The organism is Serratia rubidaea (genome assembly GCF_016026735.1).
Classification (GTDB): domain Bacteria; phylum Pseudomonadota; class Gammaproteobacteria; order Enterobacterales; family Enterobacteriaceae; genus Serratia_B; species Serratia_B rubidaea.
Map to the genome: position 1 here is coordinate 2,052,911 of NZ_CP065640.1, position 21,713 is coordinate 2,074,623.

The following is a 21,713-nucleotide window of genomic DNA, read 5'->3' on the forward strand; positions in this document are numbered from 1 at the left end:
TTTTGCCGCCCTCAGCCGCGCTGATCTTACCCGCGTAAGCGAGTCAGGCAGCGGTCAAGTGCGCTCACCAGCCAGTCGATATCTGCCTCCTGGAAGCATAACGGCGGGCGCAGCTTAAGGACGTTGCCGTAAGGCCCGGCCACGGAGGTCAGCACAAACTCCTCGCGCAGCGCTTCGATCAGATTCAGCGCCAAAGCTTTATCCGGCTGCTTACTTTCCCGGTCGGTGACCAGCTCGAAGCCAATAAACAGCCCTGCGCCGCGCACGTCGCCGACGCATTCATGCTTATCCTGCAAGGTGCGCAGCGCCGCCAGCAGCTGCTGGCCGGTATGCCGGCTGTGGGCCTGCAGCTCTTCCTGCTGAATCACGTTCAACACCGCCTGGGCCGCAGCCATGGCAACGGGGTTGCCGCCAAAGGTATTAAAATAGGGAAGCGCATCGCTGAACGCCGCCAGCACCTCCGCCTTGGCCATCAGTCCCGAGACCGGGAAACCGTTGCCCATCGGCTTGCCGGTAGTCACGACATCCGGCACCACATCGTGGCGGGCAAATCCCCAGAATGCTTCGCCGGTGCGGGCAAAACCGGGCTGGACTTCATCGGCAATAAAAATCCCGCCGTTTTTATGAACGACGTCGATCGCCGGCTGCAGAAAGCCGCGCGGGCCGGGCAACACGCCGTCGGAAGAGAAAATCGAGTCAGCCAGGAAACCGGCAAACTTAACGCCGTGGGCCGCCATATCATCAATCTGCTTTTGAATCTCCGCCGCAAACCAGGCTCCGGGGTCGGCGGTCTGGTTGCGGTAAAAATCCGGCGCGGCCACTAAGCGGGTTTCAGGGGCCAGAGGCTGGCCGCTGCCCAGCGCCGGTGATACGCCGGAGGTGAGCGAACTGGTGCCGTGGTAGGCCTCGCGGGAGACAATAATCCCGGTGCCGCCGCTCCAGGCGTGGGCAATGCGAATCGCCAGATCGTTGGCCTCCGAGCCGGTGCACATATACATCGCCCGGTTGATTTCTGCGGGCAGGGTGGCAAGCAGCGACTCGCTGTAATCAAGAATATGTTCATGCAGATAGCGGGTATGGGTATTTAACTGCGTCATCTGCTGGTGAACGGCGTCGATCACCGCCGGATGGCAGTGGCCGATACTGGCGACGTTGTTGTAAACATCCAGGTATTTATTACCCTGTTTATCCCACAGATACTGGCCTTGGCCGCGCACCAGATGCACCGGATTACGGTAAAACAGCCGGTAGGACTCGCCGAGGATTTTGCTGCGTTTATCGGTTAAGCGGCGGATCTCCGGGGCCAGACTGTCGGCATGCTCGGCACGAAAGCTGTTGGTGTCCATGATGGTGGATTGTACGGTCATAATGACTCCTTGATTCAGGCGCAGAGGCGGACTTATTCGTTGGTTGCGGCAACCGGAGTGCGGGCAAGCGCATTTCTCCGGGCATGCGTGGTCAGAAAATAGAGATAGCCCGCAACCATAAACGCCAGGAATAGCGCGCCAATCTGCGGGTTAAACCACAGCATGGCGGCCAGACAAACGACGGCGCAGCACAGGGCGATTGCAGGGACTAACGGGTAGCTGGGGGCCATGTAGCTGCGGAGTAGGCCGGGTTCACTGCGGCGCAGTTTGAACAGGCTCAGCATGCTCATGATGTACATCACGATGGCGCCGAACACCGCCATGGTGATCATCGCGGCGGTCAGGCTCATGCCCTGCAGGCTGATGCCATCGGAGAAGATAGCCGCAATGCCAATGACGCCGCCGGCAAGTATCGCCCGGTGCGGGGTCTGAAAGCGTGACAGCTTAGCCAGCGCAGGGGGCAGATAACCGGAGCGGGCCAGCGCATAGAACTGGCGGGAATAGCCCATGATAATGCCGTGGAAGCTGGCAATCAGGCCAAACAGGCCGATCCACACCAGCATGTGCATCCAGCGGGAATCGCTACCAACCAGCATTTTCATCGCCTGCGGCAGCGGGTCGTTAATGTCAGACAGGGTGCGCCAGTCGCCGGCGCCGCCGGCCAGCACCATCACGCCTACCGCCAGAACAACCAGCGTGATGATGCCGCTGATATAGGCTCTGGGGATGGTCCGGCGCGGGTCCTTGGCCTCTTCGGCGGCCATTGCCGCCCCCTCGATAGCGAGGAAAAACCAGATAGCGTAAGGGATCGCGGCAAAAATACCGGATATGGACGCCGCAGAGAAACTGTCGCTGCCGGCCCAGCCGTGGGCGACAAAGTTAGCCAGGCTGAAGCCGGGCGCGACCACCCCCATAAAGACCAGTAATTCAATGACCGCCAGCAGCGTGACCAGCAGTTCGAAGGTGGCGGCGATGCTGACGCCGACAATATTCAGCCCCATAAAGATCAGATAGGCGCTGACCGCGACCAGTTTGGGGTTCAGCTCCGGGTACTGGACATTCAGGTAAGCGCCAATCGCCATGGCGATAGCCGGCGGGGCGAAGACAAACTCCACCAGCGTGGCGATACCGGCAATCAGGCCGCCGGTATCGCCAAATGCACGGCGGCTATAGGCAAAGGGGCCGCCGGCTTGCGGGATCGCGGTGGTCAGTTCGGTAAAGCTAAAAATAAAGCAGGTATACATCAGGGCAATAAATAAGGTGGTGACCAGAAAGCCCAGCGTGCCTGCCGTTCCCCAGCCGTAACTCCAGCCGAAATACTCCCCGGAAATCACCAGCCCGACGGCAATTCCCCACAGCTGTAGGGTGCCGAGAGTAGGTTTAAGTGTCTTTTTCATCACTGCATTCCCCGTCGGTGTCATAGAAGAAATGTGATGCCATTAACGCTGGCATGTTGATAATGGCCCGCCGAACCGGGAAAAACTTGACCGCAGAAGACAGATGGCCGCCGGCTAAGGTCAATTCAGGGAGTGAGCGGGGGGAAACGTCGGCTGCGGTCAACTTTCTCTGTCGCCGCGTCAAGCCAGCCAAAAAGGTTCAGCGCCATTCTGAAGCCACCTTCAGAAACAACGGAGCTGGACATGAGCGCGAAACAGTACGACACCCTGAGTAACGGGACGATCCTCCGGCTGGCCGATCGGGCGCTGGCCAACTATCCGCAATACGCGGGCGCCGCGGTCCGGCTGCTGTGCCGTTCGGAAAATGCCACCCTGCAGGTCACCCATGGCGGCCGCCGGTTTGCGCTGCGCATTCACCGTGGCGATTATCACGATCGTCAGGATATTGAAAGTGAGCTGCTCTGGCTGGATGCCCTGCGCGAAGCAGGCATTGCGGTGCCGCAGGCGATCAGGGATTGCCGTGGCGAGCGGATCCAGCGGTTACCCCTGGCCGACGGCGGCCAGCGCTACAGCGTATTGTTTCACTGGATCGACGGGGAAATGCCGACAACCGGCATCGACCCGGCGGCCTTCCGTCAGCTGGGAAATATCACCGCGCGGCTACACCAGCACAGCCGCAGTTGGCAAAAGCCTGCGGGTTTTCGCCGCATTATCTGGGATCACCAGAGCATGGTGTCGGCGGCCAGCCACTGGGGAGACTGGCGCGATGCGCCCGGCCTCGATCCGCAGGCACATCAGCCGATCGAGGAGGCTATCCGGCACGTGGGCCGGCAGATGGCGGAATTTGGTCAGTCGCCGCAGCACTATGGGCTGATCCATGCGGATCTGCGCTTAACCAATCTGCTGTTACATCGTGGGGAAACCCGGGTGATTGATTTTGATGACTGCGGTATGGGGTGGTATCTGCATGATTTAGCTGCGGCCATCAGTTTTGTGGAGCACCACGCCAGCGCGCCGCAGTGGATCGAAAACTGGTTGCGCGGATATGAGCAGGTTGCGCATATCAGCGATCGGGAGCTGGCGATCGTTCCGGCGATGTTGATCCAGCGGCGCATCCAGCTGACCGCCTGGGTGGGCTCGCACCGGGAAACGGAGATGGCGCGCAGCCTGGGGGATGCCTGGAGCAGCGATACCGTGCGTTTGTGTCAACGCTATCTGGCCGGCGCGGCGTTACCGGTCGGCGTATGAACGCACACTCCTGGCGCATCCGGGGTGACCATGGTGCAAATCATCGGTGGCTGCTTTCATAATCTACTGATTATAAGAAAATTATGGTTGGTATATTTCTTGCTGGAGAACTGCCTATGCGTAGCCTTCAGTGGAATCAATCATGACCATGATGCAATCAGACAGTGCGTTGTCTGCGCTCTCCGGCGCAGTGGGTGGGAACCGCGGTGTATTGTCGGCAGCCGCAACGGGACTCAGTGATTTCATCGGTTCCCAGGGAGGGGACGTTGACCGAATTTTCGGTATCAGCGGTATTGATCCCGAGAATCTCTCCTGCCCGACCCTGAGTCTGGATCTGGTGAGCTATTGCCGGGTGATGGAGGAGGCGGCCCACCTGGCCGTTTGTGATAATTTCGGGCTGTATTACGGCCAGCAGTTCCGGCCGCAGTCATTAGGGCTTATCGGCTATATCGGCCTGTGCTCGGCCACTCTCGAGCAGGCGCTGCGCAACCTGGTCAGCGCCTTTCCGTTCCATCAGCACAACACGCTGATCCAACTGACCGAACGCCATGACAGCTGGCAGCTGGACTATCAGGTGCGCCACGGGGCGATCCTCTCCCGGCGTCAGGATGCAGAGCTGACGTTGGGCATGTTTCTGAACCTTATCCGCCGTGCGGCGGGCAAGCACTGGGCGCCCAGAGAAGTGCATTTTGAACATCCCCGCCCGGAACAGTGGCATGAGCACTGTAAGGTATTTGACGCGCCGGTTTATTTTGAGCAGCCGTTTAACTCCATGATCATTAATAAAGCCGACGTTGTGCGCAAAATGCCCGATCACGATCCGATGCTGCTGCTGGTTATGCAGGATGCGATCCGGCGTCTGAGCGCGGATCCGGTGAGCCAGTGCTGCGTTCACCTGACCCGGACCGGCATCCAGCTGCAGCTGGTTAATGGCGAACCGTCGCTGGAGGCGGTTGCTGAAAAGCAGGGGCTTTCCGCCTGGTCTCTGCAGCGGCGCCTGCGTGAGGAAAATACCAGCTTCAGCGCGCAGGTTGATCAGGTGCGTAAAGAGATGGCGATCCACTACCTGCGGCAGCAGCATCTTTCCGTTTCGGAAATGGCGCTGTTGCTGGGGTACTCCGAGGTAAGCGCCTTTTCGCGGGCATTTCGCCGCTGGTTTGGCTGTAGCCCCCGCCACTACCGCCAGTCCAGGGCGGGTTAGCGGTTTTAATGCGGCGTACACGTGTAGTTTTTAGACCGGAACGAAACGTTAGAGGTGGTGGATTATAGCGTTCATATTTGCAAAACGGGGAGGCTCAATCATTGTGGGAACAATTAAAAATAGGGTTAGCTTGTTATATAAGAAAGTTCTTTGCTTAAAAATATTACGAGTTGTGCGTAAGAACTCACCGATTGACTGGCTTGGCTAAAAATGATCTTATTAAATCCTGCTCAGGACGACAGGGTTTTTTTATATGGAAAATGGACATGTAAACAAGGAAGGTTCACTGCGGCGTCTGACTTTAGGTGAAATAGCTCTAGCAAAAACCGTTTTTGGCATTGCGATTGCCTATCACAAAGTTTGGATACATTGTGATAGCTATTTACCCTTTGGATTACAAAAGTCTAACGTCGCGATGGCACCTAATGGCGAGATTTATTTTAGAAAGCACCTCTATAAAGAAGATTTTTCTACAAGGCCGCCAGATGAACAATATGTATTCATTCATGAAATGGCCCATGTTTGGCAATACCAAAAAGGCATGTGGGTTAGGGCGAGAGGTTTCTTTAGTTGGGCGGTTAGTTATAATTATAAGCTAAATAAATCTAGACTCGGTGATTACCCGATGGAACAACAGGCATCTATCATTGCAGATTTCTTTTATATAAAAAACTATGGGTTGGGAATATTTCATGGTTTTTATGGTAGGTGTTACATAGGGCGTATAGATAAGAGTATCCTACCCATATATAAGTCAATGATGCATCATGCAGGATTATCCGTATGAAAAAAGCTTTTCTACTGACGCTACTATTGCTCCTTTCCGGCTGCTGGATGGGGGACAAATTCCCGCTGTATCCGGCGCAGGCCAGCGTGGTTAACAGCCGGGTATGCGTCTTTGTTAATCAGGATGATATCGCCGCCAAAGGAGAAGATGTACGCAGGATTGCCATTTGGCACAACGCCAGCGGCGCTTATGTGTATGAAAAAGCCTATGGCGATAAGCTGAACAAACTCAGTTTAACGCCTGGCCAGTGCCTGCCGGGAATAGCGGAGTATAATTTTGTCCCGGAACAGGGGTACAGCGTGACGGTAAATACCGCGCACAACGCCTATATCGCTAACTTTGTGGTATCTAGGCAGGGCGAAGAGATAACGCTTAAGAAGAGATAAATTCCAGCTAAGCGCCTTAAGTGTTCCCCTGTTGACGCTGTGTACGGCGCGGGGAGCTATATGTTTTCCATGTGGGGATAATAATAACGATGAAAAGGATTTTTTGTCTTACGCCGTTGGTATTTTTACTCTCCGGCTGTTTTCATTTTGGTGACCCGCGGCCTCCCTTGATGCGGGCCAAAGTGCTGACGGTCGCGAATAAGGTGTGCATGATGGTGCAACCGAAAGGGGACGAGCAAATTGTGACGGTGAGTATCCGTGAAGTCGGAGACGATCGTCATGTCTTGGAAAAATATGACCTGAATCTTCCCGCCTCAGTGAATAAGTGTGTTCCCACGTTCGACTACCCGTTTAAGGTGGGCAAGGCCTACGGCTTCTCGGTAATCCTGGAGTCGCAGGCCAAACTTAAACGAGGCGTTCAACCCGCAGCGCGCATCTACGGCGTCAGCTTTAGCCTGTGGGAAAATAACGGCCAACTGGAGGCAAATGTGCTGCAATAGCGGGCACGGCTTTAACCGATTACGTCGAGTGAAGGAAAGGGAAAGATGGCGGCAGCATACTGGTGGCAAGATCTTCTGGATCGTAACAAGACTTGGCAAGGGCTGGAGCTGATAGTCCGAAAATCCGAGGGCGCGGGGCAGACGATGGAGATGCTCAGCGGCCACCATGGGCGCATGGCGCTGCAGGTGCGGGGAGATAATCTGTTCTGGGCGTCGATGCTGAAAGATCACTCCGGCGTCTGGCTGGTGATGAACGTTGAGCATCCCGGGCAGCAAGGTCTTCTGCCGCCGGTAACCTCGCACGACGTGGAGTCGGTCAGGAACAAGGGACAGACGCAATGGACGGGCGAGTGGTGCCGCTATTTCGCCCGTCAGCTGCTGGATGTGTCCACGCCGTTGTTAGCCCCGGGCCGCTGGCTGCTAAGGCCGATGTTCTCGTCTCAGGCGCAGGACACGCCTTTGGCAAGCTGGCGTTTTGATGCGCCGGCCAGCAGTATGGATATGGGGTGTGACTGGTGCCTGTATGGCGAAGATTTTCCCGATCTGGCTGAACCGGTGAAGGTGCGTCTGGTTGATTGGTGGTGGGGCGGTAATTTACTGCTTGGCCGTTATCCGGTGCAGGCAGAGGCCGGGCGACTGAAATGGTGGCGCAAAAAGTGCCGCGAAGGTACGTTGCCGCCGATACTGGTCTGGTACATCGCCGGTCTGGCGTCGTTTGTGGTTCTGTACGGTCACTACCGCCTGCAGGCGGCGATAGAAGAGGGAATACCGCCGCAGTTTTTGGTGCTCAGCGAGCTGAAGGAACAGACATTGGCTCCGGATCCGGAGCATCGGGCCCGGGTTGCCGGAGCGTTGGAGCAGCAGCTGCGTAAGAATCCCAAATGCAGCATAGACAGCGTCAACCAGTCATTAATCAATCTGTACGATACCCGTTATCTGTACGCCGCTACCCACAGCCGCGCTGTTCTCGGTAATGGTGAGCGATGGGAGCAGGAGGTCAGCGCCTATCTGCTGCGTCATCAGCTTGGCGACGGTCTGGATAATATTCTTAACCGGGTTAACGATGATGTATTGCCGGCAGAATAAACGCTGCGGGCGCAAGCCCGCAGCGTTGTGGTGTCTTATACGTTATGCAGGAGATTAAATTTCTCAAGCGTCGCTTTTACGCCTGTTCTCAGCGCATTGTCATCCAGCTCATACTCTTCACGTCTTACGTCCGGGTTATAGCTATCCGCGAGGCAGAAAAGGCTGGAGGAGGCCTCATCGACGTCTGGCCCGTCGATGGTTAACTGCCTGGCGTTCCTCTCCGCTTTCCACATAGCGATATACGGATCGGCAAATTCATCTGCATCGATGTTGGATGCAATAAAATTCCTGGCAAAATCAATCAGCTTTTTACTCATCCCAAAATCCCTTGTTCAATGCATTTTTTGTATTGCTGAGTGCCTTCTTGTAATCGCCAGCCGGAAACAAAATGATTATCACCACTGAGTACAACAACGTTTTTTGTTTTGGTGTTGAAAAAAACCGTAGAATCTTTGATCGGCAAATAGGTGCCCCACTTTATGGTATCGCGGTCTGTTAAATGAGCCGTAACGGCATCACGGAATTTTATCAGCGCCGCATGGTTTTTCTGCGTGTCGGCGATGCCGAACTCTGCCGCATGCTTAAATTTTTTATCCAACCGTTTGCCGAGCTCGCGCTCAGCGTTCTGCGAATCGCCAGGGTAGGCATACCACCCAAGCTCGTTTCCTGGTTGATCCCCACCGTTTCTTTCATTACTCATGTCTTGTCCTTGTTTAATCATTAGCTGGAGGGCAGCTCCTGCGCGATCTATTCTCCCGGCGCTCAGGCGACGACAGCGGCGTTCACCATCACTGTGCGGGTTAATAAGGTGCGGCTGGCCCGCTCTTGATGAAGCAATACCGACCCAACCTAAAATGTGAATATTATCAATGGCAAACTATGCGCGTTTGAAAATACGCTGTTTGCCATACCATTCAGTGATGGCGATCTCTGTTCGAGAAAGAATGAAGTTCGTGAAGGTTATTTGTAAGTGCAAAACGTAAGAACTCCCTTTCGGGCAGGTTCGCAGCGGCGCGGTATTGCATATATTACCATTCTGCCGTTAAGTTAAATTGCAGCCTATGTGACGGCGTACAGGGGAGTCTGGAGGGCATTGGACATGCGCTATGGCATATTACCGGCCGATATGTCGCGGGGATTCTGTTTTTACATATTCGATAACATTACATTCCAAATGGTTATTTGCGGGATTTATCCTATCTGAGATTGGCGTATGTATTCTCTGTAAAGGAATAGCCTCTTGGGTGAGGATATCGCGCATAAGGCTCCAGGGTGTGAAGATAACTTTCCATACGAGAGTGGTTTTAATTAAGTCGCATCTTATTTTTATTCTTTGTAACTATTGATAACAGACGCATTTAGGCCGCTAAGGCTAAAAAATTATCATAGGGTAGTCGTTATGACTGATACTTTGTATTTTTGCGATAAATTATTCTTGATACTGTAAGTGGCAGAGCCGGTGCGCAAAGTCCGGCGCTAAAGCGGGTAACAAACTGTTATTACTGTCTCTTTTTTTCTTATGGTAGATTATTGATGCTTAGTTTCCCTCTGAACTCTCGTGATTAACTTAAAATATAGCGTCCGGTTTTTTCTGTAGACATTAGGTTTGGTATTGGTAAGCCTTGGTGAGATCAAATGAGGTTTTTTCTATTCTTACCAGATGAGGGAACGAGTATCATTATAGGAAATGCCCATTAGAGCTTAAGTCGAGCTTTATTCACTGAACATAATCGCAAACATGAGAAAGCATGGAGGCGTCAGCATGGAGGCGCATTAAGCGCATGAGGTATGTGGCAGTTAAAAAATTTTGATGATGTTGTCTTTACTCTCGATAAAGGTGTGCGGTTTCTGCCGGGAAAGCGGTGTGTTGTCAGTGAGTCCGGCGTTGTCGCCAGTCTTTCTGAAAATAGCTATCGTTTTTTGCTCTTATTGGTAACGGGTGAGACGGATAAACAGGAAATTATTAATCAAGTCTGGCACGAACAGCGCGGCTCGGTAACCGATAGTAGTTATTACGGGCAAATATATATCCTTAGAAAAGCCTTTGAGTTGGTTGGCCTGTCCGGCGAGCTGATAAAAACACTTCCCCGTAAAGGCGTTATTTATCTGGGGAAGGTGGTGCAGGAAAGCAAACCGGAAGGCGATGACAATGATGCATCAATAGCCGAGGACGCGAAACTCCAGGAGCCACAGCTCCAGGAAACGACGGCGACGGCAATGATTCATTATGAGGAAAATAAGGTCATACTGGCGGAAAAAAATACCACCGTTGAATGGTATAACTCGCCGCATTGGAACAAACTTATCAGTATTTTAGCCGTGCTGGCCGTATGCTGGCTGACCACGCTTATTCTTACTGTCTATTATTTTATTTTGCACTAACACCCAGCTAATGATTATTGAAAAGTAATGTAAAAACGCAAAGGACAATCATCGCCCTGGCCGGTATTGTTCGCCCCGTAAACCAAATGCTGGTTTATACACCCTAATGTAGCGTTATTACTAAAATTTGAGTTTATTTTCTAACAAGGAATCATAGATGAACGAATTAACCACCAAGTACTTTGTTGCCGCTCAGCTGAACCTGGAGAAGTTTGCCCGGGATCGGCGCGGCGTTACGGCAATTGAGTATGCGCTGATTGGCGTAGCGATGGCGACGTTACTGGCTTTCGTTTTGGGCGATCAGAACTCCGGCTTCCTCGGGGCGCTGAAAGAGACGTTTGATAAAATTGCGGATGCGATTAAGAGCGTCACAATCTCAAAAAGCTAACGTCCTCTAAGTTATTTTTATCATTAAAAGTGCAAGGCATTTCGATGGCCTTGCACTTTTAACCCTGTTAAATAAACAGTGATGCCCATGAGCTGCTTACTATCTATCAATTTTATGCTGTTGGTTTGCGTGCTGGTATTTATTTCCTGGCAAGATATTCTCTTCCGGGTGATCCCTCATGGCAGCCTGTTATTGCTGTTGATTATCATGTTGCCTCTGGCGGTCATGCAGCAGATATACCCCAACTTTATCGCCGCAATCAGCATACTGTTTGTCGGCTATCTTCTTTTTTGTTTCAACGTCATTGGCGGCGGCGATGTAAAGCTGATGGCCTTACTGTCGTTGCTGCTCTCCGATTCATCGCTGGCGGCATTTTTATTTATGACCGCATGTATCGGCGGTCTTATCGCTGTTGCCGGCCTGATATTTTTTAACCGGGCAACGCGCCTGCAAGGCATTCCCTATGGCGTTGCCATCTCATTAGCCTTTGTTTTGACTTTGCCGTTTAAAACCCCGTTATAACAGTTGATTGAAAGGGATATTTTAATGAATCATCGCGTTTTATTTTTCCTGTCTGTCACGGTCATTGTGATCGGGCTGGCGGGCATTTTTATACAGGGCCGACATGCTGATGACGTCGGGGCGCCGCAAACGGTGTCTGCCGGCGTGAAAACTAAATCCATCACGATTGCGGAAACATTACGCGATCTTAAGCCTCACGACATTATTGAGGTTAAAGATTATCGGTTGAGAACGATTGAGGTTGCGCAAGACAGCCAGGATGAGAGAGATATCGCCGCCATGGGCTCATCCGATCTCAACGGTTTTTTAGTGCGTAATCATATTGCTAAACATAGCGCCATTGTTGCCAAAGCGGTTGAGTCGCCGCTGAGTAAAACTTTTTTATTACACAGTCTTAAAAAAAATGAATTGCCTTATGGCTATCTGGTTCGCCCTCAGGAGGAGTATTTGCTCTCCTCACTGTCTGTTGGCGACAAGGTTGCCCTGTATATCAGGATTGCCGAGGTTGATAAAAGCCGCGATGCAAAAGCCGGTGCGGCAACGCCGGACGGCGTAGGCAGCGGTACGGGGTCAACAAATAAAAAATATGCCTTGGGAAGAATTAGCGGGCCGTTGAGCATTCTTGATGTTCAGCGTGAGGAGAAAAAAGGAGAAACGAACGCTTTTGATAGTGATAAATACGTAGGGAAAATTGTGCTGCGTATGGATCAGAAACAATTAGCAGACCTGAGGGTCGTTGAGAAATCGGGAGAGATTTTATTATTCCCCGCAGAAGACGGTATGGGTAATAAACAAAAGATAAACATGGATGAGGTTTTGCCTCAATTTAAAACAATTAAAGAGTTACGGGGTGAGAAGTGATTCTTTTGATGAAAGCTCAGAATAAGGCCGTCTGCTGGTCCGCCGCGCTGGCGGGCGCACTGCGCTGTGCGCTGACATTGGCCGGGATTTTCCTGGCGCACTGCAGCTATGCGCAGGAAATTTATATGAACCCAGGCGCGACGCAAAATATTCAGGTTAAGGGCGATATCGATACGGTCTTTATCTCGGCCCCTGAGGTTGTCGACTATGAAGTCATTGGCGACCGCGGGCTGATTATTTATGCGCGCGACAGCGGGCGCGCCGAGCTGGTGGCGTTTGATAAGGATGGCGAACAAATTATGAAGGCGACGCTGGTGGTGGATGCGCTGCTGAGCGAACTGCAAAAGCATATTACCGAAATCGCGCCGGACAGCCAGGTCACCATCCAGAAAATGGGCAAAAGCTACGTCATCAGCGGCACCGTGGCGACAGAAGAGGACCGCGACAAAGTGTATCAAATCGTCGGGGAGGGCGTGGGCGCCCAGCAACAGGTCACGAAAAAAGAGATCGCCGATGTCAGCGGCAACAGCGGCGGCGGCGGAGAAGGGCAAAATGGCAGCAACTGGCTCAATGAGGTGGTTTATAAGGGGGTGATCAATAAGCTGCAGCTGCCGTCGACCAATCAGGTCAACGTCAAGCTGTCGGTGGTGGAGGTGACCAAGGACTTTACCGATAACGTCGGGATCGACTGGTCAACCGTCGGTTCGGCGACCGGCACCTTCCGTTTTATTAAATTCGACGCCAATACCCTGACCGGTCTGGTGCACGCCATCAGCAATGACTCGGTGGCGCGGGTGCTGGCGGAGCCGAACCTCTCGGTGCTGTCCGGCGAAACGGCTGAATTTCTGGTTGGCGGTGAGATTCCGGTCGTCACCACCTCCAACAATAACGGCACCAACGTGCAGTACAAGGAATTCGGCATCAAGCTCAATGTCGGCGCCAAGGTCAGCAGCAGCAACCGTATCCGCATCATGCTGGGCGAAGAGGTCAGCAACGTCGACGACACCTTCAGCACCTCCGCCGGCAACAGTTTCCCCACCTTCCAGACGCGCCGGGCGCGCACCACCGTGGAACTGGCGGACGGCGAGAGTTTCCTGCTCGGCGGTCTGATCAGCAGTAACGAACGCGAGGCGTTGTCCAGGGTGCCGTTTATCGGCGACGTGCCGATTCTGGGCGCGCTGTTCCGCAATGCCAGTACGTCACGCAAACGTGGAGAACTGATGGTGGTGGCGACCGTGAATCTGGTGAAGCCCGTCGGCGCACGGGACGTGGTGTTGCCTGATTTTCAGCGCAGTTCTACCTGGGCGCGTTTTTTCAACGTTGACGGCATCAGCAATCTGCGCGACCGCAAGCTGGCCCAGGAGTTTATTGAACAGGGAGGATTTATTAAATGAAAACGCTGTGTTGCCTGTTATTGGCGGTCGTTGCATTGGCATCGGCCGCCCATGCCGAGTCATGGCGTATGCCGCGCGTTGATGAGCGTCAACTGCAATTAAGCGATACCGGCCAGGTTGCGCTGGAGATTATGGCCGGGCAGATCCTGTCGCTGACCGGCCCGCGTTTCTCGGGCAGCATCCGGTTGGTCTGGGTCGACGACGGTTTTGCCAGCAGCGCCAGAATGTTGCGCAGCATGCTGATTGGCAAAGGCATCGCGCCGGAACGGGTGGTGCTGGCGCCGGAAAGCGGCGGCTACCAACGGCAGGCCGTCAGCGGGCTGGAGATCAGAATCCGTCAGATTGTGCTGCGCTTACCGGACTGTCATTACGCCGAGCAAAATTATCGCTTTGACTATCGCGATGACCTGGGGTGCGCGCTGAACAATACCCGCAGCGCCATTATTAGCAATCCGAACAAGTTTTATTTTTAAGGATAATGACGATGCTGTTATTCCCCCAACAGAAAGAAGAAAAATCGGCGCAGACGGATAAGGTCTTTTATATCCTTTCCGCGCGTGACGCAGTGAATAAACAATTAACTCAGCAGCTCAGCCAGGCCGGTTTCAACAAGGTGGAGACGGTGACCTGGGCGCCGGGGCAGCCGAGCGACATGACGCTCTCCTCCCACGCCTGGGGCGTGATTATTGATATCGGCGCGCTGCAGCAGGCTGACGATATTGTCCTGTCGATTCAGGGCATCGTACCGCGCGGCGTCTGGTGCTGCGCGGTGGGCGACAGCGACTCCATCTCGCTGGCGCAGGCGTTCGCCCGCCACGGCGTTCACTATTTCTATCTGCATGCGCAGGCGGATGAACTGGTGCAGGCCGCCGCCGCGGGCACCGCGGCGAAGGTGCGGCGCGCGTCGGTCAATATCGGCATTCTGGGCTGTAAGGGCGGTATCGGCAACACCACGATCGCCTATCAGCTGGTGAATCGTTTGGTGCAGCTACGCCAGAAACCGACGCTGTTTATCCAGGGGAAATCCGGTTCACGCGATCTTGATCTGCTGTTCGATAAAAAGTTTACCCAGAGCCTGATGCCCATCAGCCGGTATCTGGACGCGATGAGCTGGACGGACGCGAGCTTCCCGGATCTCGACAGTGAATCCTTTGAAAAATATAACTTCGTTATTTTTGAAGAGTCGATCAACTCCGCCGACAAGGAACAGCTGCGGCGCATCGTCGAGCGCACCTCCTGCCTGATTCTGATGCTGGACCGCTCCATGTCGTCGGTGCGGACGGTGCGACAGATCGCCGAAATCCACGATGTTATCTGCCGGACGCAAAATACGCCGCGGCGTCTGTTTATTTGCCTGAACGACAGCCGTCCGGTGACCTCGGAGATGCTGGGGATAGAGGACCTGCAGCTGTTGCTGGGGCGCAAGGTGGATATTGTTTTTCCCTGGCGCAATGCGCGCACGGACACCCGCTTCTCCGCGCTGAGATTCCGGCCGAAAAAAGAGCAGTTGGAAACGCTGCTGCAGCAGGTGTTGGGCGAATTTCCTCAGCCGAAAGGCCCGCGTTTTCGCTGGTTACCGGAAATAAAAAGGAGGTCGTAAATGGATATGAGCATTGAGCTACAGGAAATATTGCGTGAAGGCGTCATCAAGAATATCGAAATTAATAAACTCGAACATCTGATGCATGACCGCAGCCAGCTATTGGTGGAGATGAACCGGCTGCTGGAGCGGGTGATAGAGCAGCAGAACCTCTATCTGAACGGCCACGATCAGCAGCGTATGGCGGAGTGTATGGCGGATGAAATCATGGGGTTCGGCCCGATGCGTCCGCTGCTGGAAGACGACACCGTCAACGATATTCTGGTCAACGGCCCGGAAAAAATCTTCGTCGAGCGGCGCGGCAAACTGGAGCAGACGGAGCTGCGGTTTATCAACAACGCCCAACTGACGGATATCGCCAAACGTCTGGTGCAGCGGGTCGGCCGTCGCCTGGATGAAAGCCAGCCGCTGGTGGACGCCCGTCTGCCGGACGGCAGCCGTCTGAACGTCGCCATCCAGCCGATTGCGCTGGACGGCACCGCGATCTCCATCCGTAAGTTCGGCAAGAGCAATATTGAGCTGGAGGATCTGATCCGCTTCGGTGCCATGAGCGGTCAGATGGCCAACTTTCTGATTATCGCCGCCCGCTGCCGGTTGAACATCATTATTTCCGGCGGTACCGGCTCAGGGAAAACCACGCTGCTGAACGCCCTGTCCAAATATATCGATCCGACGGAGCGCATCATCACCATGGAGGATGCGGCGGAGCTGCGTCTGATGCAGCCGCATGTGCTGCGGATGGAAACTCGTCTGGCGGGGGTGGAGAACACCGGGCAGGTGACGATGCGCGCGCTGCTGATCAACTCCCTGAGGATGCGACCGGATCGCATTATTGTCGGCGAGTGCCGCGGCGAGGAGTCGTTTGAAATGCTGCAGGCGATGAATACCGGCCACGATGGCTCCATGTCGACGCTGCACGCCAATAACCCGCGCGATGCCATTTCGCGTCTGGAAAATATGGTGATGATGGCGGGGATGAATATTCCTATTGATTCCATCCGGCGCAATATTGTTTCCGCCATCAATATCGTTATTCAGTCGACGAGATTAAATGATGGTTCGCGAAAAATAATGAACATTAGTGAGGTAATGGGCATTGAAGGCGACCGCGTTATTCTTCAGGATATTTTTTCCTTCCAAAGCCAGTCGGAACGTGATGAACAGGGAAGAATACAGGGAGAGTTTGTGAATCACGGTCTGCTGATGCGCTCTGCCGTGATGCGTAACGCCATTATGTTTAATTTAAACGAAGAGTTAAAACAAATTTTCGGCATGGAGTAGCGAATGCCCTATTTGATTCTGGTACTTGGCCTGGCGCTTTTACTGGTGAATTACTATCGCCTGAAAAAGCTGTCCGGCTCAATTAGCGTTGCGCATGAGACGGCCAATGCGCGTCCCTCGCTGCTGCAGAGGCATCTAAAACCTTTATGGCGGGAATGGCAGCGGTACGCGCTGGGCAATGGCACCTGGCGGGGGCGTAAAGGAGCCGTCACCGCCTCTATCGTTGTCGCGCTGCTGCTGTTGCTGAATGCCAACTGGCTCGGCTTCAGTCTGGCGTTTTTTTTACCGGCCGTCTTGCTGAGCGTGTTCTACGCGCAGATCAGCATCGGCCGCGCGCTGCGCCGCCGCTATTTTGACAACCGCTTCCCGGAGGTGCTGGCGGTGATTAACGCCGCCATCTCGGCGGGGAACAGTATTCACCAGGCGCTGCACCGCTGCGGCGACGGGGTGGACGGCGAGCTGGGCGCGGTGTTCAAGCGCATTGACCGCCGGCTGAATCTGGGCGAGGAGCCGGAACGGGTGTTTAAAGACGCCTGGCTGGAATACCGCTACCGCGAGTTCTACTTCTTTGTGATCGTGATGCTGGTCAGCCTGCAGCGCGGCGGTCAGCTGCGGGTGCTGGTCGGGCGTTTGTCGCGCATTATCACCAACAGCAAGAATATGGCGCGGCGCAAGGCGGCGATGACCTCCGAAGCGCGGATGTCGGCCAAAATCGTCGCCGCCATTCCGCTGCTGTTTTTATGCGGCATGAAGTATTTCAGCCCGGAGAATTTCGATTTCATTATTAACGATCCCGTCGGACGCCTGATTTTGTATTACGTCATCGGCAGTGAAGCCATTGGCATGGGCATTATCTGGGTTCTGGTGAAGAGGGCCACCTGATGAATATGCTGTTTTATGCAATGGTATTGCTGCCGGGCGTATTGCTGTTCTTGCTGGCGCTGTTCAAATTCCAGGTGTGGGGAAAAAGACGCAAGGTTATTGAAGCGGAGGAAAGCGGTAATAAAAAGGGCGAAAATCCGTTATTGGATTACCGCGCCATTATTATCAGCAATAACGCGCTGATGCGCAGCCTGCAGCGCATTGACGACAACCTGTCGATTAAATTACGTCTGTGGGGCGGATGCGGCGCGTTGCTGCTGGCGGCCAAACTGCTGGGTTTATTCCCGGTGGGCGCTAAAGGCCTGGCGATGATAATGCTGCTGGTGATGGTGCTGGTCATTGTCGCGCCGGCGATGCTTATCAGGCCGATGGTTAAGACAAAAGTGAAGCTGATGCTGGACGCGCTGCCCTATTTCGTCGATTTGATTGCGGTATGCATTCAGGCGGGGATGACGGTGGAAAGCGCGATTAAGTTTATCGGCGAGCGCTCTGACGATCTGGATGAAAACCTGGCGTCGCTGATGCGCTATCTGGTGAAGCGCGCGGGCGTCAGCGGGCTGGAAGAGGCGCTGCTGGAGCTGTATCGCGCGATGGATATGACCGAAATGCGCATGTTCTGCTCGGCGCTGCAGCAGAGCGTGCATTACGGCACCTCGCTGTATGAAAACCTGATGGAGCTGTCGAAGGATATTCGCGATCTGCAACTGCTCGAATCGGAAGAAAAGATCGGCAGTCTCTCGGCCAAAATGAGCGTGCCGCTGATCCTGTTTATTATGTTCCCGATAACCGTATTAATCGCTGCCCCCGGCATTTTAAGGATAATGAAAAATGCGATGTTTTAACAAATGTGTTTTGCTGACGCTGTGCGCTTTAATTTTTTCAGGCTGTGCGCCCCATGCGCCGAAAGATAGCAATGAGGTGGTGTATCAGGAAGATATTCTGCTGAAAACGAAAAATTACAGCGGGCTGATTACGCTGTACCGAAGCTGGCTGAAGAATAACGACCGCCCGGACATCAGGCTGAAGCTGGCGCGATATTATTATCTGGCCGGCGACTATAAATCGTCGCTGTATTATTTACAGCCGCTGAATGCCAAACCGGATCTGAAAGTGTATATCCTGCAGGCGCAGAATATGATCGCGCTGGGCGATTACGGCCCGGCGCTGCGGGTCACGGATAAAATGCTGCAGCACGATCCGCAGAGCGCAGAGGCGTATAACCTGCGCGGCGTGGCGCTGGCGCTGTCCGGCAAGCTGAACGAAGGCCAGCGGGCGATAGAGAAATCGCGCGCGTTATTTATTGCGGACGATGTGGCGCTGAATAACCTGGCGATGGTGGCGATGATGGACGGACGTTACCAGGACTCGGTGGGGCTGCTGCTGCCGCAATATCTGCGCGGCAGAAAACAGCAGCAGATGCTGCGTAATCTGGTGCTGTCGCTGGTGAAAGTCGGCGACCGCCGCTATGCCCGCGCGATTATTGAAAGCGAGCACCTGTCCCGCAGCCCGGATGAACTGATTGATGCGCTGTCAGGCGTAACGCCGACCGGTCGGGAGGTGGGGTAATGCTGGCCGGCTGGAAAAGCAAAGCGTCGCGCTGGGCGCTGGTTAAAGACCGGCGCGGCGTCGCGACCATCGAATTTGCGCTGACGGTTGCGCTGTTCATTATGCTGGTGCTGTTTATGGCTGAAAGCGCCCGGCTGGCCTATGTCTCCTCGGTTATCGACCTGGCGGTGTCCGAGGCGGCGAAAGAGGCGAAAAACGCCTCCGCCGCCCAGGCCGGCGGTTACCGCGCCCGGTTTGAAAAACGCCTGACCGAACAGGGCGGCTCACTGTGGGGATTTTTAACACGTGCGGATGCGGTGACGATTAACATCGGCTACGCCCGTTCGATTGACGATATGGTGGCGACCGGCGGCGGCGGCAGCTCACGCTATCGGCCGCTGGCGCGTTATCAGCTCTCCTACCGCTACCATCCGATGTTTTTTCCCTTCCCTCATATGTGGGCCGATAACTTAATGAATCGTGAGGTGATCTTTGTTCAGGAATTTGAACGTTCCAAATTTATGGAGTGATCGGCGCGGATCGGTGGCGGTGGAGTTTGTGGTGATCGCCATCGTGTTGATTTTCATGCTGCTGTTTATCACGGATCTGGTGATGCGTCAGGCGCTGGTCGGCAAGCTGGACCGGGTGTCCTATTCGGTGGCCGGGGTGCTGCGCGAGCGTATTCAGCTGTTTGATGCGCGCGAAACCCTCGAGCAGCAGGATATCGAGCAGACCAGGCGGCTGGCGGAAAAAATGCTGCGTGATATGCATGCCAGCGCCGATCTGTCCCAACTGCGCATTCAGGTGGAAGAAGCCCACTACAACGACGGTAAGGGCGTGTCGCTGTATCGCGCCTGGCGCAGCGGCAGCGCAGGTGAGTGTCAGGCGCCGCAGCCGCTGAATCAGCTGACCAGGCTGACGCCTAAAGGGAGCTACGGCCGCTGGGTGCCGCTGTATCAGGTCACGGTTTGTCTGCCGACCGTCAGCTGGTTTACCCGCCTGACCAAAGCGCTGGATGAACGGCCGGTGATGTCGTCGTTCGCCATTGTGATGGCGAGGTAGTGATGAAGACGCTGTGTCTTATGTTGCTGTTGTTGCCGGGCATATTGACCGCGCAGACGCGGGCGGTGGTGTTTATCGACTCTTCCCGGCCGGCGCAGGGGCAGTTGGTCAATGCGATGAATCAGATGCTGTTCTACAGCGCGTCGCTGCGCGCGCAGCTGGCGGTTGATGTGTTTGACATTAATCCGCATGGCGCGCCTTTTTCCGGCGGGTTGCACTATGTGCCGGATACTCACGGACAGGGCGCGGCGCGCTATCGCCCGGATGCGCTGCCGTTTCTGATCTGCCTGGAGGGGAAAAAGGAAATTCTGCGGATGGAAATTGAGAAAAAGGAGCAGCTATGTCTTTGTACTCACGCCTGTTAAGCGGGCCGGCGCGTTTTTGCCGCGACCGGCGCGGCGCCTTCGCCATCAGTTTTGTGCTGATGTCTGGCGCGCTGTTGGCGATCGCCGCCTTCGCCATTGAAGGGCCGCGCTATATCACCGAACGGGCGCGCCTGTCCGATGCGATGGAACAGGCCGCGCTGGCGCTGACGGCGGAGGATAACGGCGCCGGCGCCGCGCGTAATTACAGTTTATCCAGCGATTACTTCCGCGCCTATATGCGTCACGATGTGGAGGTATTTACGCCGACGGTGGTGGTAAAAAATGGGAGCGCTGCGGGTCGAAGCTATGTCGAGTACCGGGTCAGCGGGCAGACGCTGCAGGATTCCTGGTTCGCCTCATCGCTGTTTCCGAGCTTTGATAAACAGGTAACGATTGGCGATAACGGCGCCGCGCGTAAGTACCGTTCTAATATCGACGTGATTTTCGTGACGGACTTTTCCGGTTCAATGACGGAGCCGTTTGGCGGCGGCACCAAGCTGGGGGAGCTGAAGCGGATTATCATGAAACTGTCCACGGAACTGTTTCAGTACAATATCGATAATAAAATCGGCTTTGTGCCTTTCAGCTGGGGAGGGCGGGAAGGCGGATATTGCGATTTCCCGTTAGTGACCAACCAACCGGTGCCGGAAGATATCCTGATGAATGGCGCAACTCCCGCGCTGGAAAATTATGTCGATTTTTACGCCACGGTGGCGGCGATCCCGCGTCCGGTGCGCGATATCAACATCCCGCTGGATAAGGCCGGCGTAGGCACCTGCCTGAAAGAAAGCACCAGCTGGAAGGTGCCGTTAACCTCCAGCTTAGCCAGTATCAGCCAGATACAAGGCATGCAGGCGGGCGGTTCCACCCTGGTCAGCAACGGGGTGCTGATGGGCGTTCCCTATCTGGTGCGGGGAACGGCGTCGCGCAAAGTTTTAATTATTGTTTCCGACGGTACGGATTCGCCGGGAGAAGTCAGCATCACTCCCAGACTGATGGCTGCCGGAATGTGCGAGAAAATACGCCGGGTGATCAGCACGCCGGAATCGGTGGGGAAGATTGCTTTTATCGGCATCAATTATGCGCCGACCTATGACTGGAAACAGTGTGTCGGTGAAAAGAACTTCTACCTGCCGCATAACGTTAATCAACTGGAAGATAATTTACGCCGCGCCATTTTTGAAGAGGTCGGCCATAACATTCTGAAGGACTGACGCACTCTCTGTATTTCTTTTTTATACGGCCGTTATAGCCTGATGATTATTAATCATAGTGGCTGCCAGTTTGTGAGAGTAAATGAGGGTCGTTTTAAGGAGTTTATTTAATTCCTGCATTACTATGCTCGGCGTAACTCGTCGGGAGGTTATTTCTGTGCGCTGAAGCGGAAATTCCGACGGTTTATCTCCGTGATGCAGATATTAAGGCAGGCGCTGGTCTGCCTCTGTTATCTAAAAATTTA

The 21,713-nt window shown here is 54.3% G+C and carries 25 protein-coding genes; 21 read left to right on the forward strand and 4 right to left on the reverse strand.

All coding sequences use genetic code 11. The features are described 5' to 3' along the window. Window positions 1-26 precede the first annotated feature (26 nt). Both I6G83_RS09470 and eat read right to left on the reverse strand, forming a co-directional pair. A complete protein-coding gene (locus tag I6G83_RS09470; protein WP_054305237.1) occupies window positions 27-1,367 on the reverse strand; it encodes an aspartate aminotransferase family protein in 1,341 nt (446 codons plus the stop codon). 32 nt (window positions 1,368-1,399) lie between these two features. Continuing rightward, window positions 1,400-2,764 carry an ethanolamine permease gene (gene eat, locus I6G83_RS09475; protein ID WP_054305236.1) on the reverse strand — a complete coding sequence of 455 codons (1,365 nt, stop codon included), beginning with the start codon at window positions 2,762-2,764 and terminating at the stop codon, window positions 1,400-1,402. A gap of 243 nt (window positions 2,765-3,007) precedes the next feature. On the opposite strand from eat, the gene I6G83_RS09480 reads away from it, so the two are divergent. From I6G83_RS09480 to I6G83_RS09505, 6 genes are all read left to right on the forward strand, one after another. Next, entirely contained in the window at window positions 3,008-4,012 is a 1,005-nt protein-coding gene (locus tag I6G83_RS09480; protein WP_054305235.1) for a phosphotransferase enzyme family protein, read from the forward strand. A gap of 148 nt (window positions 4,013-4,160) precedes the next feature. Continuing rightward, window positions 4,161-5,213 (forward strand): AraC-like transcriptional regulator QhpR, encoded by a 1,053-nt coding sequence (gene qhpR, locus I6G83_RS09485; protein ID WP_072186081.1) that lies wholly within the window; start codon window positions 4,161-4,163, stop codon window positions 5,211-5,213. Window positions 5,214-5,466: 253 nt separating this feature from the next. Then, window positions 5,467-6,000 (forward strand): type IV secretion protein Rhs, encoded by a 534-nt coding sequence (locus I6G83_RS09490; RefSeq protein WP_072186075.1) that lies wholly within the window; start codon window positions 5,467-5,469, stop codon window positions 5,998-6,000. Further along, on the forward strand, window positions 5,997-6,386 hold the full coding sequence (locus I6G83_RS09495; protein WP_054305233.1) for a putative T6SS immunity periplasmic lipoprotein: 390 nt from the start codon (window positions 5,997-5,999) through the stop codon (window positions 6,384-6,386). Before I6G83_RS09490 ends, I6G83_RS09495 begins: the two co-directional genes overlap by 4 nt. 89 nt (window positions 6,387-6,475) lie before the next feature. Beyond that, a complete protein-coding gene (locus I6G83_RS09500) occupies window positions 6,476-6,886 on the forward strand; it encodes a putative T6SS immunity periplasmic lipoprotein (protein ID WP_072186080.1) in 411 nt (136 codons plus the stop codon). Between the two features lie 45 nt (window positions 6,887-6,931). Then, complete coding sequence (locus tag I6G83_RS09505) at window positions 6,932-7,972, forward strand: hypothetical protein (protein WP_054305231.1); 1,041 nt, start codon at window positions 6,932-6,934, stop codon at window positions 7,970-7,972. 35 nt (window positions 7,973-8,007) lie between these two features. On the opposite strand, the gene I6G83_RS09510 is transcribed toward I6G83_RS09505, so the two are convergent. Together I6G83_RS09510 and I6G83_RS09515 are read right to left on the reverse strand one after the other, a co-directional pair. Further along, window positions 8,008-8,289, reverse strand: coding sequence for a colicin immunity domain-containing protein (locus I6G83_RS09510; protein WP_054305230.1), 282 nt, complete (start codon window positions 8,287-8,289; stop codon window positions 8,008-8,010). Continuing rightward, window positions 8,286-8,672: a colicin D domain-containing protein gene (locus I6G83_RS09515; RefSeq protein ID WP_082394640.1), complete on the reverse strand. Its 387-nt coding sequence runs from the start codon at window positions 8,670-8,672 to the stop codon at window positions 8,286-8,288. The genes I6G83_RS09510 and I6G83_RS09515 overlap by 4 nt, the downstream gene beginning before the upstream one ends. Before the next feature lie 1,088 nt (window positions 8,673-9,760). Between I6G83_RS09515 and I6G83_RS09520 the strand changes: the two genes are divergently transcribed. The 15 genes from I6G83_RS09520 (at window position 9,761) to I6G83_RS09590 (ending at window position 21,468) form a co-directional block, all read left to right on the forward strand. Beyond that, the gene (locus I6G83_RS09520; protein ID WP_054305228.1) at window positions 9,761-10,354 is read left to right on the forward strand and encodes a winged helix-turn-helix domain-containing protein; all 594 of its coding nucleotides are present in this window, start codon (window positions 9,761-9,763) and stop codon (window positions 10,352-10,354) included. A gap of 157 nt (window positions 10,355-10,511) precedes the next feature. Beyond that, window positions 10,512-10,742, forward strand: coding sequence for a Flp family type IVb pilin (locus I6G83_RS09525; protein WP_054305227.1), 231 nt, complete (start codon window positions 10,512-10,514; stop codon window positions 10,740-10,742). A gap of 87 nt (window positions 10,743-10,829) precedes the next feature. Continuing rightward, window positions 10,830-11,264 carry a prepilin peptidase gene (locus tag I6G83_RS09530; protein ID WP_054305226.1) on the forward strand — a complete coding sequence of 145 codons (435 nt, stop codon included), beginning with the start codon at window positions 10,830-10,832 and terminating at the stop codon, window positions 11,262-11,264. Between the two features lie 24 nt (window positions 11,265-11,288). Then, on the forward strand, window positions 11,289-12,125 hold the full coding sequence (locus tag I6G83_RS09535; protein WP_054305225.1) for a hypothetical protein: 837 nt from the start codon (window positions 11,289-11,291) through the stop codon (window positions 12,123-12,125). A gap of 8 nt (window positions 12,126-12,133) precedes the next feature. Next, a complete protein-coding gene (locus I6G83_RS09540; RefSeq protein ID WP_225365667.1) occupies window positions 12,134-13,519 on the forward strand; it encodes a type II and III secretion system protein family protein in 1,386 nt (461 codons plus the stop codon). Then, window positions 13,516-13,992 (forward strand): hypothetical protein, encoded by a 477-nt coding sequence (locus I6G83_RS09545; RefSeq protein WP_054305224.1) that lies wholly within the window; start codon window positions 13,516-13,518, stop codon window positions 13,990-13,992. Before I6G83_RS09540 ends, I6G83_RS09545 begins: the two co-directional genes overlap by 4 nt. Before the next feature lie 11 nt (window positions 13,993-14,003). Next, entirely contained in the window at window positions 14,004-15,119 is a 1,116-nt protein-coding gene (locus I6G83_RS09550) for a hypothetical protein (RefSeq protein ID WP_071889227.1), read from the forward strand. Beyond that, window positions 15,120-16,400 carry a CpaF family protein gene (locus I6G83_RS09555; RefSeq protein WP_054305223.1) on the forward strand — a complete coding sequence of 427 codons (1,281 nt, stop codon included), beginning with the start codon at window positions 15,120-15,122 and terminating at the stop codon, window positions 16,398-16,400. 3 nt (window positions 16,401-16,403) lie between these two features. Continuing rightward, a complete protein-coding gene (locus I6G83_RS09560) occupies window positions 16,404-17,282 on the forward strand; it encodes a type II secretion system F family protein (RefSeq protein ID WP_054305222.1) in 879 nt (292 codons plus the stop codon). Continuing rightward, entirely contained in the window at window positions 17,282-18,124 is an 843-nt protein-coding gene (locus I6G83_RS09565; RefSeq protein ID WP_054305221.1) for a type II secretion system F family protein, read from the forward strand. The genes I6G83_RS09560 and I6G83_RS09565 overlap by 1 nt, the downstream gene beginning before the upstream one ends. Beyond that, the gene (locus I6G83_RS09570; protein ID WP_071889226.1) at window positions 18,111-18,848 is read left to right on the forward strand and encodes a tetratricopeptide repeat protein; all 738 of its coding nucleotides are present in this window, start codon (window positions 18,111-18,113) and stop codon (window positions 18,846-18,848) included. The genes I6G83_RS09565 and I6G83_RS09570 overlap by 14 nt, the downstream gene beginning before the upstream one ends. Continuing rightward, window positions 18,848-19,357 carry a TadE/TadG family type IV pilus assembly protein gene (locus tag I6G83_RS09575; protein ID WP_054305220.1) on the forward strand — a complete coding sequence of 170 codons (510 nt, stop codon included), beginning with the start codon at window positions 18,848-18,850 and terminating at the stop codon, window positions 19,355-19,357. The genes I6G83_RS09570 and I6G83_RS09575 overlap by 1 nt, the downstream gene beginning before the upstream one ends. Window positions 19,358-19,370: 13 nt before the next feature. Further along, a complete protein-coding gene (tadF, locus tag I6G83_RS09580) occupies window positions 19,371-19,889 on the forward strand; it encodes a tight adherence pilus pseudopilin TadF (protein WP_232238954.1) in 519 nt (172 codons plus the stop codon). 20 nt (window positions 19,890-19,909) lie between these two features. Then, window positions 19,910-20,254, forward strand: a complete 345-nt coding sequence (locus I6G83_RS09585; RefSeq protein WP_138111305.1) for a hypothetical protein — start codon at window positions 19,910-19,912, stop codon at window positions 20,252-20,254. Continuing rightward, complete coding sequence (locus tag I6G83_RS09590) at window positions 20,230-21,468, forward strand: vWA domain-containing protein (RefSeq protein WP_054305217.1); 1,239 nt, start codon at window positions 20,230-20,232, stop codon at window positions 21,466-21,468. The genes I6G83_RS09585 and I6G83_RS09590 overlap by 25 nt, the downstream gene beginning before the upstream one ends. The last annotated feature ends 245 nt before the right edge of the window (window positions 21,469-21,713 follow it).